Genomic DNA, 14,262 nt, shown 5'->3' with positions numbered 1-14,262 from the left:
ATTACTCGGCCATCGAAGAAGAACGGGAGGTAGGGATAGGCGGAACCGGGTCATAACCACCGGGATTCCACGGATGACAGCGACCTAAACGACGAAAGGTCAGCCAGCCACCGCGCAGAAGGCCATGATTTTCAATGGCTTCATACGCGTAGCAGGAACAACTGGGGTAGAAACGACAGTGACTGGCCATCAGAGGACTAATGGCATAGCGATAAAACTGGATCGGAACGAGTGCCAGTTTACGCATCGGTGCTGTCTACCCCTACAGTTTCGGCTTTGACTGCTGGCTCTGGCTTGTTGCGTGCCAGACGTTTCCAGAGTTTGCCGAAATGCTGAATCAATTCGGGGTTTTCTACTTCGCCCAAACCTTTGCGCGCGACGATCACGATATCCCACCCAACCAGAGAATCCTGGTGGAGGCGAAACGATTCGCGCATCAGACGTTTGAGGCGATTTCGCTCAACGGAGAGTTTCACACTCTTTTTCCCGATAACCAGCCCGAGACGGGGGTGATCGAGATCGTTGGTGCGTGCAAGGAGCAGGAGATTTTTCCCCGGAACCTTGCCGGTAGGGGAGTCAAAGACTGCCTTGAAATGCCGGGGGGTTAGCAAACGCTTTTCCCGACTGAAGTCCTGACTCACCTCCAGTACCGGATTATCAAACTGCCAGACGCGCACGACCTTTGGCGCGACGACGCGACAGGACTGCGCGGCCGTTCTTGGTAGCCATGCGAGCACGGAAACCGTGGGTACGAGCGCGTTTGATAGTGCTTGGTTGGAAAGTACGTTTCATGTCGTGTTACCTGGTTCGTCCACAACGGGCCGGAATGGCCCCCGTTTTAAGAGACCGGGGATTCTAGAGAAAGCAAGCCTCTAGGTCAATTTCCAACCAAGGTTTCCTTTAAATGGGTATTCGGGTGCTTCGTCCTTGAAAGGTGGATAGCTAGATATAAAAATAAAGAAGGAAAGTATTTAAAGCTTTTCTGTAAAGCTTATAAAAGCTAGACCCGCCTCCATCTGTGGATAACTGGCTTTAACCCTTCTATCCCGTGCTGTACAGAGAATGACAACTACGGTGGAAAACGGTGGTCATGCTGTGCTGCGCTGTCGGATAAGCTGTGGGTGAAACAGGTGGTTATCCACAGGCAGGTTATCCACCGAGTTTCGCCCCCACTTGTACAACGAGCTCAGGCATGGTTATCCACAGAGCTTATGCACAGACCATTGGTCGCCTTTTTTACCGATAAAACCTTGATTCTTCTGCACCTGTGATCAAGCTACGTGTGGATAAGTCTGCGTCCGGTCGCTACAATGGCCGCTTGTTTTTGCCTCACCGGCTTTCAACTTAGGGGATATCCGTGTCAGTGGAACTTTGGCAGCAGTGCGTGGAGCTTTTGCGCGATGAGCTGCCTGCCCAACAATTCAACACTTGGATCCGTCCACTACAGGTCGAAGCCGAAGGCGACGAGCTGCGTGTCTACGCACCGAATCGCTTTGTTCTCGACTGGGTCAATGAAAAGTACCTGAGCCGCGTGCTCGAACTGCTGGATGAGCACGGCAACGGCATGGCGCCTGCGCTTTCCTTATTAATAGGCAGCAAACGCAGTTCTGCACCGCGGGCCGCACCCAACGCACCTCTGGCTGCTGCGGCATCGCAAGCCCAGGCTGCTGCGGCGCCGGCAGTGGTCAATACGCCAACGCCGGCTCCAACCAGCAAGCGTTCGACGCAGAAAATCGTCGAGGTCAATGAAGAGCCGTCCCGTGACAGCTTCGACCCGATGGCTGGCGCCAGTTCGCAGCAAGCCCCTGTGCGTGCCGAACAACGTACCGTGCAGGTAGAAGGTGCGCTCAAGCACACCAGCTACCTGAACCGGACCTTTACCTTCGAGAACTTCGTCGAGGGTAAGTCCAACCAGCTGGCCCGCGCTGCGGCCTGGCAGGTCGCGGACAACCCCAAGCACGGCTACAACCCGCTGTTCCTGTATGGCGGCGTTGGCTTGGGTAAAACCCACTTGATGCACGCTGTGGGTAACCATCTATTAAAGAAGAATCCGAATGCCAAGGTCGTGTACCTGCATTCCGAGCGCTTCGTGGCCGACATGGTCAAGGCACTGCAACTGAACGCGATCAACGAGTTCAAGCGCTTCTACCGTTCGGTAGACGCCCTGCTCATCGATGACATTCAGTTCTTCGCCCGCAAGGAACGTTCCCAGGAAGAGTTTTTCCACACGTTCAACGCCCTGCTTGAAGGTGGCCAACAGGTCATCCTCACCAGTGACCGTTATCCCAAGGAGATCGAAGGCCTTGAAGAGCGCTTGAAGTCGCGCTTCGGCTGGGGCCTGACGGTTGCCGTCGAGCCACCTGAACTGGAAACCCGGGTCGCAATTCTGATGAAGAAAGCCGACCAGGCCAAAGTCGACTTGCCGCACGATGCCGCATTCTTCATTGCCCAGCGTATTCGCTCCAACGTGCGTGAACTCGAAGGCGCGCTCAAGCGTGTGATCGCGCACTCGCACTTCATGGGCCGCGACATCACCATCGAGTTGATTCGCGAATCCCTGAAAGACCTGTTGGCGCTTCAGGATAAGCTGGTCTCTGTGGATAACATTCAGCGCACGGTCGCCGAGTACTACAAGATCAAGATTTCCGACTTGCTGTCCAAACGCCGTTCGCGTTCGGTGGCCCGTCCACGTCAGGTGGCCATGGCCCTGTCCAAGGAACTGACCAACCACAGCCTGCCGGAAATCGGTGATGTGTTTGGCGGTCGCGATCACACCACGGTGTTGCACGCCTGCCGCAAGATCAACGAACTTAAGGAATCCGACGCGGACATCCGCGAGGACTACAAGAACCTGCTGCGTACACTGACCACTTGATGAACACCAGCGCAGCTTATTAAGGCAAGGGACTAGACCATGCATTTCACCATTCAACGCGAAGCCCTGTTGAAACCCCTGCAACTGGTCGCAGGCGTCGTCGAGCGCCGACAGACCTTGCCGGTGCTTTCCAACGTGCTGCTGGTTGTCGAAGGCCAGCAGTTGTCGCTGACCGGTACTGACCTTGAAGTCGAACTGGTTGGTCGTGTGCAACTTGAAGAACCGGCCGAGCCGGGCGAAATCACTGTCCCGGCGCGCAAGCTGATGGACATCTGCAAAAGCCTGCCGAACGACGCGCTGATCGACATCAAGCTCGATGAGCAGAAGCTGGTGGTCAAGGCCGGTCGTAGCCGTTTTACCCTGTCGACCCTGCCAGCCAATGACTTCCCGACTGTAGAAGAAGGTCCGGGTTCGCTGACCTGCACCCTGGCGCAAAGCAAACTGCGCCGTCTGATCGAACGCACCAGCTTTGCCATGGCGCAGCAGGATGTTCGCTACTACCTCAACGGCATGCTGCTGGAAGTGTCCGCCGGGATCATCCGTGCCGTGGCAACCGACGGTCACCGTCTGGCCATGTGCTCGATGCAGGCTGACATCGGCCAGCCGGATCGCCACCAGGTGATCGTGCCGCGCAAAGGTATCCTGGAACTGGCACGCCTGCTGACCGAGCCGGACGGCAACGTCAGTATCGTGTTGGGCCAGCATCACATTCGTGCCACCACCGGCGAATTTACCTTCACCTCCAAACTGGTAGACGGCAAGTTCCCGGATTACGAGCGCGTCCTGCCAAAAGGCGGCGACAAACTGGTGCTCGGCGATCGCCAGGCCCTGCGTGAAGCGTTCAGCCGTACCGCGATTCTGTCCAACGAGAAGTACCGCGGCATTCGCCTGCAACTGGCCAACGGTCAGTTGAAGATTCAGGCGAACAACCCGGAGCAGGAAGAGGCGGAAGAAGAAGTTGGCGTCGAGTACAACGGCGGCTCCCTGGAAATCGGCTTCAACGTCAGCTACTTGCTGGACGTGCTGGGCGTGATGACCACCGAGCAGGTGCGCTTGATCCTGTCTGACTCCAACAGCAGTGCGCTGGTGCAAGAGTCCGACAACGACGACTCGGCTTACGTTGTCATGCCGATGCGCCTGTAAACATGTTCAGCAGCCGCTAGATGTCCCTCAGTCGCGTCTCGGTCACCGCGGTGCGCAATCTGCACCCGGTGACCTTCTCCCCCTCCCCCCGCATCAATATCCTGTACGGCGCCAACGGCAGCGGCAAAACCAGTGTGTTGGAAGCTATCCACCTACTGGGGCTCGCCCGTTCGTTTCGCAGTACCCGCCTGTTGCCGGTGATCCAGTACGAACAGCTCGCCTGTACGGTATTCGGCCAGGTCGAATTGGCCGAAGGTGGCCACAGTGCGCTGGGGATTTCCCGTGATCGGCAAGGCGAGTTTCAGATTCGCATCGACGGGCAGAACGCCCGCAGTGCTGCGCAACTCGCAGAAATCCTGCCGCTGCAATTGATCAACCCCGACAGCTTTCGATTGTTGGAAGGTGCGCCGAAGATTCGCCGGCAGTTCCTGGATTGGGGGGTGTTCCACGTGGAACCGCGCTTCATGTCCACCTGGCAGCGCTTGCAGAAGGCCCTGCGCCAGAGAAACTCTTGGCTGCGGCATGGTACACTTGACGCCGTTTCGCAAGCGGTTTGGGACAGAGAATTGTGCCAGGCCAGCGCTGAAATTGATGAATACCGCCGCGCTTATATCAAAGCCTTGAAACCAGTCTTTGAACAGACCTTGAGCGAACTCGTCGAACTCGAGGGCTTAACGCTTAGCTATTACCGGGGTTGGGACAAAGAGCGGGAACTGAGTGCTGTACTCGCCGCGTCCGTTCACCGGGATCAGCAAATGGGGCATACCCAGGCCGGACCGCAACGCGCTGATTTGCGTCTTAGATTAGGCGCTCACAATGCCGCGGACATCTTGTCCCGGGGTCAGCAGAAGTTGGTGGTTTGCGCCCTGCGGATCGCCCAAGGGCATTTGGTCAGCCAGGCCCGGCGCGGCCAATGTATTTATCTGGTGGATGATTTGCCGTCTGAACTGGATGAGCAGCACCGCCGCGCGCTTTGCCGTTTGCTGGAAGACTTACGCTGCCAGGTGTTCATCACCTGTGTAGACCACGAATTATTGAGGGAAGGCTGGCAGACGGAAACGCCAGTCGCTTTGTTCCACGTGGAACAGGGCCGTATCACCCAGACCCACGACCATCGGGAGTGAAGGCATGAGCGAAGAAAATACGTACGACTCAACGAGCATTAAAGTGCTGAAAGGCCTGGATGCCGTACGCAAACGTCCCGGTATGTACATTGGTGACACAGACGATGGCAGCGGTCTGCACCACATGGTGTTCGAGGTGGTCGATAACTCGATCGACGAAGCTTTGGCTGGCCATTGCGACGACATCAGCATCATCATCCACCCAGATGAATCGATCACCGTACGCGACAACGGTCGCGGCATTCCGGTAGACGTGCACAAAGAAGAAGGCGTTTCGGCAGCCGAGGTCATCATGACCGTGCTGCACGCCGGCGGTAAGTTCGACGACAACTCCTACAAAGTATCCGGCGGTCTGCACGGTGTAGGTGTGTCGGTAGTGAACGCACTGTCTGAAGAACTGATCCTGACCGTTCGCCGTAGCGGCAAGATCTGGGAACAGACCTACGTCCACGGTGTTCCGCAGGAGCCGATGAAGATCGTTGGCGAGAGCGAGACGACCGGTACCCAGATCCACTTCAAGCCTTCGGCTGAAACCTTCAAGAACATCCACTTCAGCTGGGACATCCTGGCCAAGCGGATTCGCGAACTGTCGTTCCTCAACTCCGGTGTGGGTATCGTCCTCAAGGACGAGCGCAGCGGCAAGGAAGAGCTGTTCAAGTACGAAGGCGGCCTGCGTGCGTTCGTTGAATACCTGAACACCAACAAGACTGCGGTCAACCAGGTGTTCCACTTCAACATCCAGCGTGAAGACGGCATCGGCGTTGAAATCGCCCTGCAGTGGAACGACAGCTTCAACGAGAACCTGTTGTGCTTCACCAACAACATTCCCCAACGCGATGGCGGCACCCACCTGGTGGGCTTCCGTTCCGCGCTGACGCGTAACCTGAACACCTACATCGAAGCCGAAGGCCTGGCGAAGAAGCACAAGGTCGCCACCACCGGTGACGACGCCCGTGAAGGCCTGACGGCGATTATCTCGGTAAAAGTGCCGGACCCGAAGTTCAGCTCCCAGACCAAGGACAAGCTGGTTTCTTCCGAAGTGAAGACCGCAGTCGAGCAGGAAATGGGCAAGTACTTCTCGGACTTCCTGCTGGAAAACCCGAACGAAGCCAAGCTGGTGGTCGGCAAGATGATCGACGCCGCCCGTGCCCGTGAAGCGGCGCGTAAAGCCCGTGAGATGACCCGTCGTAAAGGTGCGCTGGATATCGCCGGCCTGCCGGGCAAACTGGCGGACTGCCAGGAAAAAGACCCTGCCCTCTCCGAGCTGTACCTGGTGGAAGGTGACTCTGCTGGCGGTTCCGCCAAGCAGGGTCGTAACCGCCGTACCCAGGCCATCCTGCCGCTCAAGGGCAAGATCCTGAACGTGGAGAAGGCGCGCTTCGACAAGATGATCTCTTCTCAGGAAGTAGGCACCTTGATCACCGCGTTGGGCTGCGGCATTGGCCGTGACGAGTACAACATCGACAAGTTGCGTTATCACAACATCATCATCATGACCGATGCTGACGTCGACGGTTCGCACATCCGTACCCTGCTGCTGACCTTCTTCTTCCGTCAGTTGCCGGAGCTGATCGAGCGTGGCTACATCTACATCGCCCAGCCGCCGTTGTACAAGGTGAAGAAAGGCAAGCAAGAGCAATACATCAAAGACGACGACGCCATGGAAGAGTACATGACGCAGTCGGCCCTGGAAGATGCGAGCCTGCACCTGAACGAGGACGCACCGGGTATCTCCGGTGAGGCCCTCGAGCGCCTGGTGAACGACTTCCGTCTGGTAATGAAGACCCTCAAGCGCCTGTCGCGCCTGTACCCACAGGAACTGACCGAGCACTTCATCTACCTGCCGGCAGTGAGCATGGAGCAGTTGTCCGATCACGCAGCGATGCAGGATTGGCTGGCTCAGTACGAAGTACGTCTGCGTACCGTCGAGAAGTCGGGCCTGGTCTACAAGGCCAGCCTGCGTGAAGACCGTGAGCGTAACGTCTGGCTGCCGGAGGTCGAACTGATCTCCCACGGCCTGTCGAACTACGTCACCTTCAACCGCGACTTCTTCGGCAGCAATGACTACAAGACCGTGGTCTCCCTGGGGGCGCAACTGAGCACTCTGTTGGACGACGGTGCGTACATCCAGCGTGGCGAACGCAAGAAAGCCATCACCGAGTTCAAGGAAGCCCTTGAGTGGTTGATGAACGAGAGCACCAAGCGCCACACCATCCAGCGCTATAAAGGTCTGGGTGAGATGAACCCGGATCAGCTGTGGGAAACCACCATGGACCCAGCACAGCGCCGGATGCTCAAAGTGACCATCGAAGACGCCATTGGTGCGGACCAGATCTTCAACACCCTGATGGGTGATGCGGTCGAACCACGCCGTGACTTCATCGAAAGCAACGCGCTGGCAGTGTCGAACCTGGACTTCTGATCCGGTTTGTAGGATCACAGAAAAGCTGCACATTTTCACAAATAAATGGTTTGTAACCAAAAATGCCCGCGTTTAATCGCGGGCTTTTTTTGAGAGAAATTAATATTTTGACGATCCATTATTGTTGACGCCGACGCCGAATTGACCCACGTGCCGAGGCAAGTCTGATCCATCTCCAAACCTGCACAAATCCAGCACAGACAATGATTCGCGAGGAGTCAGACTGGGTCAGTAAAATCTCGGCAACTGGGTCAATTCGGCGTCGGCGCCAACAGGTGGCCGTTTGCTAATGGATGTATTCGGGAAAACAAGTGGCGATTCAATAGTCTTTTGCCTTCTGGATGTGATATTGCTTTGCGCTCATTTTGACTAGCGAAAGGAAATGCGAATGTCTGGTTCTGGCGGTAGCTATCTGGGTTCATCCACGCCCACAACTTCCTGTGCGGCCCTTCAGTTTGATACCCAGCTTGCTTCACCGAAAGCACAGGTGGTTGGGCAGATGAGCGTCAACGATATCCTCGACATTGTCTTTTCGCAGTCTGGCAATCAGCAGATTGTTACCGCGCTGTGGAACGGAGCTGAGGCAGGAGGAATTGTCGACCCACATCTGAACCAATTGCGAAGCTGCATGAGTCAGGGCGAACAGTACCAGGCACGTGTGCTGCACGTTGGTGGCGGGCAAGTACGCCTTCGGGTTTACCACATTTAATTTCGAGCAAGGAGAGCTCTATGATCACCATCGTAGGAGGCGTCTACCGAGAGCGCTGCATGCGCCCGGCGTGGGACGATATTTATGGGTCGGCAGGGAGGGCAGCAACGGCGATTGCTCGTTTCGGTGGCCAGGCCCAATTACACGCCTGTGTAGATAGCGATACCCAGATCGTCGTTGATGCCCGCGCAGCCGCGGAAGGTTTCCAGTTCAATGCGACGGCTGCGCAGGCACCGGTGACGTTCGAGTACATCCATGGCCTCGCCAATCCAGATATTCGACGTGGGACTCACGTCAAATCGAAGCTACAGGTTAGCGCCGAGAAGGTGCTTCGATTCGGCATGATCGATGGAACGGCAGTAGTTGATGCTGAGTACGCGGTGTTTGACCCACAGAATGCCGATGGTACGGAGTCCTTCAGGGTCAATGGCTCTGAAGCAAAGCACCTGGCTCTGGTCCTGAACCGCCATGAAGCCAATATGTTGGTGCCCTCTTCCAGTGGTTTGACCGCACAAGAGCTCGCAATCGTGCTAGCCGAGCAGGAGCGCGCGGAGGTGGTTGTTATCAAGATGGGGCCGCTGGGTGCCTTGGTGTATGACAACGGCGCAATCTCGACGGTACCTGCCTACCGCACTGAAAGGGTATGGAAGATCGGCTCGGGAGATACCTTCGCCGCCCACTTCGCACTGGGCTGGATGGAAAAAGGTCTTTCGGCTCACGATGCAGCCTCGGTTGCCTCCATTGCGACGGCCTTTTATTGCGAAAATCAAGGCTTCCCCGACCAGGATTTGCTTGCTGGCTTCAAGCCGAACCCACTGCAACCGTCAGCTCGGTATCGCGATGGGTACGCCCCTAAGGTGTACCTCGCAGGGCCCTTCTTCACCCTCGCAGAGCTGTGGATGGTCGGGCAGGCCCGCAGAGACCTGCTGGCAATGGGGCTGGATGTATTTTCCCCATACCATGACGTCGGTCTTGGTTCCGCTGATGACGTGGTCGAAAAGGACCTTGAAGGGGTGCGTGATTGCGACGTTCTTTTTGCGATTGGTGATGGGCTCGACTCCGGCACTATCTATGAGATTGGCTACGCTCGGGCATTGAACAAACCTGTTATTTTCTACGCAGAAAATGAGTCCGAACAGGACAAGAAAATGATGGAAGGCTCCGACTGCCGCATCACCGATGACTACGTGAGTGCGATCTATCAGACGGTCTGGGAAGCGGTGGTGCTATGAAGACGGGATTATTGTTGTCTGGCGGGATGGATTCCTTGACGATTGCCTGGTGGAAGCGCCCGAACATCGCGTTCACTCTGAACTACGGTCAGCTCGCGGCGCAGGCCGAAATCGAGGCTTCAAGGACAATCTGCCAGCAGTTGGAAATCCCTCATCATGTGATTGAGATTGACTGCCGTGAGCTGGGCTCGGGAGACATGGCAGGTAGCCAAGCCGACAGCTTGGCGCCAGCCTCGGATTGGTGGCCGTATCGGAACCAGATGCTGGTTACGCTGGCGGCGATGAAGGCAATCTCGTTCGGTGTGACGCACCTGTGGTTGGGTACCGTGAAATCCGATGGCTTCCATAGGGATGGCTCCCCAGAGTTCATGTCGGCGATTAGCCATCTGCTTTCCCTGCAGGAGGGCGGCATGGTGGTGGAGGCTCCTGCAATTGAGCTTTCTACGGCTGAGCTTGTCCGAAAATCGGGCATCCCAGCGAGTCTTCTGGCTTGGGCGCACAGTTGCCACAAATCGCATGTTGCGTGTGGCAACTGCCGCGGCTGCAACAAGTACATGGAGGTTTTTCAAGAGGTGGGGTATGACTTGGATCGACTTGGGTGACCCTCTACCAAGGCCGGCACCTGAGCGGTATGAGCCTCTCGAATGGGAAATGGGTGATGTCTGCCCGCTCCCAGCTTCCTCGGAGGCATTAGTCCGACCATTTGGAGAGGTTTTGGATGCGCGAACATCGCATCGCGAGTTCGGCGTTGTCCATGACCAGCAGCTTGGAACTTTCCTCTGGCACGCCTGCAGAACTCGAGGAATCGGAACTTCAAACCTGGGATTTGACCTGGAGCATCGAGCTGCCCCCTCGGCTGGAGCGATCCACCCTATACACATTGTCGTGAAGCGGCCCGGTGATGATCGATGGTGGATGTATGAGGCCAGGGCCCATCAACTGTTCGAGCTCAGACATGCGACCGGCAAGCTTGCAGGCCTTTATGAGCTCAGTCTGCAGGTTCTCGACGGTGATGAGGCAACACGCATTCTGTTTCTGGCCGAGCCCGGAAAAACGTTGGGTAAATACCAGGAAGGTTGCAGCCTTGTTTGGCGTGACGCGGGGGCCCTACTCGCGGTCATGGCATTAACTGCGACAGCCCAGGGACTTAACTTCTGTCCGCTGGGTATTACCGGTGAGCCGTGGGTCAGTTCCCTAGCCGATCAGGGAAAGTTGGCCGGGGTTGGCCTTGCTCTTCTTGGATCTGCTACGAGAACCTGAATCAGGTGCGTGGTGCCCCATGCCCATGATGCTGTGCACCGTTGCGGGCGATGACATCATCTCCAACCACATCAAGGCATCGAGCTCCGATGCCCTGACGCCAAGTCCTTTACTGAAGCGGATGAATTGCTCTTCGAGCTCCAAGTAGTGGCGCTCAACGGTCAAGTTGCTCTCGAAGAACCTACCCAGTAGACCGGCACGGAGAATGTGGATGTCCAAGATTGCCACATCGTCCGCATCCAGCCAGTTACGGGCAACCCAAGATGCGGTTTTGTAACCGATGCCTGGAATATCCAGCAGCCAGTCGCGCAGCGCTTTGCCGGAGCCTAATGGAGGCCGTTCAGCAGACAGCTTCTGAAGAGCCGCGCAGAGGTAGCGAGCCTTCTGTGTGGCGAAGCGGTACCGCACTTGGCGACCATCGATAGTTAGAGGCTCTTTCAGCCACTCGAGAAGGCTTTCTTCTGAAGGTGGTTGGTCACCAAAGGCACCGCGTTCTTTGACGTGGTGAAAGGCTGCGAGCCCGACGCTAGCGGGGATGCCATGCCCCCCCAACAAGCACGCGCCAACTTCTTCTTTTAGCGTTGCCCCGAGCTTGTAGTTGATCCGATCGCCAGTGAGACGGCGTGCGTACACTTGGTAGGCCCAGTAGGCAGGAGTTGGGAACGCCTCCATGGCTCCCCACGGGACGCCCGGAATAACTTCTGCGTCTGCTGTGGGCAGCTCGACATTGAAGACCGCTTGGTCCATGAAAATAGCGCCTAATTGCATCAGGCTACCTCCTCGGCAATGCCGTAGTGTTCCTGCATCCATTGCAGTAACTCGTGTCGCTCAATTGGGTCTAGGCTCTCGATACGAGTGCGGAGCCTGGTTTGGCGACGCTGAATGGTTTGGCGGTCTCGGAATGTTTCGCCCATGTATCGACTGTCGTGCAAACGGCTGGGAGGTTCGAAGTTCATCCACACCGTCTCCTCGCGCAGCTCTACATGGGTCTTAGCCGGAAAACTCACCTTGCGCCACCCGATGAGCTCGCGGTTGTAGAGATCACAGTCATAGCCCGAAAGCATTACTTTGCAAGGTAATGCGACCAAGCACCGCAGCAATCGGGTGTGGTCTTCTTCCGAGTAATCGCAGCGATAAACCTTCGCTCTACGGCGGGTTTCCGGAACGTAGGGTGGATCGACATAGACCAGCTCCTGGCCTTCGAACGAGTACCCTTCGAGGAACGCAACTGCGTCGACTTGGTGGAGTTCGCAGATGTCTGGATGCTCCTTTTGCCAAAGCTCAATGACTTCGGTGTCAAGGTCCAAGCCAACGTTCCTCTGCGCAGGCTTTTTGTTGCGCATGACGGCCCCGCCACCAAGGTGGGATTCGATGTATGTCTGATGCGGTGGCATCAGGTTGATCAAGCGCTGGTAGCACTTGCCTTTTCCGCCTGGATATCTCATGCGCCAAGCATCGTCAGAAATGACGATGATGTCAAGGCGGAGCGCCGAACGGCCACCATGCGTGGAGTTCGGTTGAGGATTAGTAGTGAAATGTGGATGAACCCCGCAAGAGGCTGAGGCAATTAAAGGCAACGCGCCGTTGGTAGGTTGCCTGACTACTACAGTCGATGTGCCGCCGGGCGCGGGGCGGACGGTTTGATCGCTCCACTCAACGAGTTCGGACTTGAGGAGGAGTCAGATGGTGGAACTCTATGACCGGGCAAGGATGACGTGGAGTGTTGGCGCTGACGAAAATCTGCCTTAATAACAGCTGTCTTGCTGAGGGGGTGTGACTCTGGTATTTCAACGGATCATGCTCTGCTTTTGAGTAGGAGAGCGTAGGCCGTATCTGATACGGAGTCAGTAACTTTCCTTGGGTCGAATATTAATCGGCAGAGTGGAGTGGGGCAATTTCCAATCAACGAGAACAGAGAAGGCTGCTAACCCACGGCGATTTAATTAAGCTGGGTGCTATTGGTAAAGTCGAGGCCGGAAAAATCCTAAAATTAGCAATAATGACAGCCGATAATATAAGCGTTCAAATTAACTGACAGGGAAGGTTTTATGGCTGGAAATATTTGGGAAATGCGCCTGTCTGAAGATCCTCGCCGTAGTGGTGAGGTTCGTTCGGAGTGGGAGCGTGATTACGCCCGCCTGATTCACTCATCGGCATTCCGTCGTTTGCAATCAAAAACACAGGTGTTGGGCTTGGGAGAGAGCGATTTTTATCGCACGCGTCTTACCCATTCGATGGAGGTAGCGCAGATTGGTGTCGGGATTGTGCGATGGCTTCAAGACCACCATCGGGATGACGAGGAAATCATCGAGGCTCTGCCGCGTTCAGCGCTCATGAGTTCTATTTGTTTGGCCCATGATATTGGGCACCCTCCTTTTGGGCATGGTGGCGAAGTTGCCTTGAATTTGTGTATGAGAGACTTCGGTGGTTTTGAGGGGAATGGTCAGACATTGCGCATCCTATCGAAATTGGATAAATACACTGCCGATCATGGTTTAAATCCGACTCGCCGCCTTCTTTTAGGCATCCTGAAATATCCCGCACCGTATAGTGAACTGGTGGGAGCGACTGCGTATGGCCAAGTCCCACCTCAGCGCTGGCTGTGTAAGGCTCAAGAGCAGCACCCTCCAAAGTGTTACCTAGATGATGAGCGTGATGTGGTGGACTGGGTTTTAGCGCCTCTAACTGAAGCGGAAAAAGCTGAATTCACAACATTTAAAGAACACAAGTCTGGGCATAAAAAGCCAATATACAAGGGGCTGGATACCTCGATCATGGAGTTGGCTGATGATATTTCATACAGCCTACATGACTTTGAGGATGCTATCTCTTTAGGAATGATCACCAGAAAATCATGGGATGATCAGAATCAAGATAAAGAGAGTGTTTTCAGTAATTGTGAGCTGAATAGCAATACATTGGCGAAACAGCTGTTCTCAGAAGAAAGTTACGAGCGAAAGAAAGCTATCGGTGGTCTAGTCCACCAATTTATTCTCAAAACAGAGGTAAAGCGATCCAGCATGTCATCAGCGACCACGGCGCTTATCAAGTGGAATGCCTATATGGATCACAATCATAGAGCGTTGTTGGATCATATCTTTGATCTTGTAAAAACAAAGGTAATTAAGACCCCAAATGTTCAGCAGTTGGAATTTAAAGGTCAGAAGCTGGTGATTGAGCTTTTCGATGCTCTTAGCTCTGATCCCGAGCGGCTTTTGCCATCATCTACTCGGAAGCGATATGTCAGCGGAGAAGGTGCCAGCCAAAAAAATCGAGTTATTTGTGACTATATCTCTGGTATGACAGATGAATATGCAACCCGTTTGTACGAAAAGATCTATTGCCCTCATAAAGGGTCGATTTTTGACAGGTTGTAAATTCGGTGCGCAGCTAAATTTTGTCTTATAACAAAACCCCCGCTAGATTTTTGGATCTTTCGGGGTTTTTTTTAAAGTGTGTTGAGCATCGACATTGAAATGTCAGTTAGGTCTTTGGAT

At 55.2% G+C, this 14,262-nt stretch carries 14 protein-coding genes; 9 read left to right on the top strand and 5 right to left on the bottom strand.

What is annotated here, in order from left to right; translation table 11 throughout:
• Nucleotide 1 precedes the first annotated feature (1 nt).
• From yidD to rpmH, 3 genes are read right to left on the bottom strand one after another with little or no spacing between them, the layout of a single operon-like run.
• Nucleotides 2-247 (bottom strand): membrane protein insertion efficiency factor YidD, encoded by a 246-nt coding sequence (gene yidD / locus H7995_RS24275; protein WP_010465488.1) that lies wholly within the window; start codon nucleotides 245-247, stop codon nucleotides 2-4.
• Nucleotides 240-641, bottom strand: a complete 402-nt coding sequence (gene rnpA, locus H7995_RS24270; protein ID WP_198422819.1) for a ribonuclease P protein component — start codon at nucleotides 639-641, stop codon at nucleotides 240-242. The genes yidD and rnpA overlap by 8 nt, the downstream gene beginning before the upstream one ends.
• Before the next feature lie 16 nt (nucleotides 642-657).
• Complete coding sequence (gene rpmH, locus H7995_RS24265; RefSeq protein WP_003213577.1) at nucleotides 658-792, bottom strand: 50S ribosomal protein L34; 135 nt, start codon at nucleotides 790-792, stop codon at nucleotides 658-660.
• A gap of 565 nt (nucleotides 793-1,357) precedes the next feature.
• Here rpmH and dnaA point away from each other — a divergent pair.
• From dnaA to H7995_RS28920, 8 genes are all read left to right on the top strand, one after another.
• Entirely contained in the window at nucleotides 1,358-2,875 is a 1,518-nt protein-coding gene (gene dnaA / locus H7995_RS24260) for a chromosomal replication initiator protein DnaA (RefSeq protein WP_166588892.1), read from the top strand.
• Nucleotides 2,876-2,914: 39 nt separating this feature from the next.
• Entirely contained in the window at nucleotides 2,915-4,018 is a 1,104-nt protein-coding gene (gene dnaN, locus H7995_RS24255) for a DNA polymerase III subunit beta (RefSeq protein ID WP_095165074.1), read from the top strand.
• A 20-nt stretch (nucleotides 4,019-4,038) separates the two neighbouring features.
• Nucleotides 4,039-5,142, top strand: a complete 1,104-nt coding sequence (gene recF / locus H7995_RS24250) for a DNA replication/repair protein RecF (protein ID WP_019694407.1) — start codon at nucleotides 4,039-4,041, stop codon at nucleotides 5,140-5,142.
• A 4-nt stretch (nucleotides 5,143-5,146) separates the two neighbouring features.
• The gene (gene gyrB, locus H7995_RS24245) at nucleotides 5,147-7,564 is read left to right on the top strand and encodes a DNA topoisomerase (ATP-hydrolyzing) subunit B (protein ID WP_095165077.1); all 2,418 of its coding nucleotides are present in this window, start codon (nucleotides 5,147-5,149) and stop codon (nucleotides 7,562-7,564) included.
• 388 nt (nucleotides 7,565-7,952) lie between these two features.
• A complete protein-coding gene (locus tag H7995_RS24240) occupies nucleotides 7,953-8,273 on the top strand; it encodes a hypothetical protein (protein ID WP_185819045.1) in 321 nt (106 codons plus the stop codon).
• 20 nt (nucleotides 8,274-8,293) lie between these two features.
• Entirely contained in the window at nucleotides 8,294-9,505 is a 1,212-nt protein-coding gene (locus H7995_RS24235) for a PfkB family carbohydrate kinase (RefSeq protein WP_185819044.1), read from the top strand.
• Entirely contained in the window at nucleotides 9,502-10,107 is a 606-nt protein-coding gene (locus H7995_RS24230; protein ID WP_185819043.1) for a 7-cyano-7-deazaguanine synthase, read from the top strand. Before H7995_RS24235 ends, H7995_RS24230 begins: the two co-directional genes overlap by 4 nt.
• Nucleotides 10,022-10,765 carry a nitroreductase family protein gene (locus tag H7995_RS28920; protein ID WP_425312253.1) on the top strand — a complete coding sequence of 248 codons (744 nt, stop codon included), beginning with the start codon at nucleotides 10,022-10,024 and terminating at the stop codon, nucleotides 10,763-10,765. Before H7995_RS24230 ends, H7995_RS28920 begins: the two co-directional genes overlap by 86 nt.
• Here the strand turns inward: H7995_RS28920 and H7995_RS24220 are convergent.
• Together H7995_RS24220 and H7995_RS24215 are read right to left on the bottom strand one after the other, a co-directional pair.
• Nucleotides 10,700-11,533 (bottom strand): 8-oxoguanine DNA glycosylase, encoded by an 834-nt coding sequence (locus H7995_RS24220; protein WP_185819041.1) that lies wholly within the window; start codon nucleotides 11,531-11,533, stop codon nucleotides 10,700-10,702. The two genes, H7995_RS28920 and H7995_RS24220, sit on opposite strands and share 66 nt — an antisense overlap.
• The gene (locus H7995_RS24215; RefSeq protein WP_244647815.1) at nucleotides 11,533-12,108 is read right to left on the bottom strand and encodes a DNA adenine methylase; all 576 of its coding nucleotides are present in this window, start codon (nucleotides 12,106-12,108) and stop codon (nucleotides 11,533-11,535) included. Before H7995_RS24215 ends, H7995_RS24220 begins: the two co-directional genes overlap by 1 nt.
• Before the next feature lie 705 nt (nucleotides 12,109-12,813).
• Here H7995_RS24215 and H7995_RS24210 point away from each other — a divergent pair.
• Nucleotides 12,814-14,142, top strand: a complete 1,329-nt coding sequence (locus H7995_RS24210; RefSeq protein WP_185819039.1) for an anti-phage deoxyguanosine triphosphatase — start codon at nucleotides 12,814-12,816, stop codon at nucleotides 14,140-14,142.
• Nucleotides 14,143-14,262 lie beyond the last annotated feature (120 nt).

It is taken from the genome of Pseudomonas kielensis, assembly GCF_014236655.1.
In the GTDB taxonomy this organism is placed as follows: domain Bacteria; phylum Pseudomonadota; class Gammaproteobacteria; order Pseudomonadales; family Pseudomonadaceae; genus Aquipseudomonas; species Aquipseudomonas kielensis.
The sequence above is the reverse complement of the archived record's forward strand: the minus strand, read 5'-3'. Positions and strand labels throughout refer to the sequence as shown.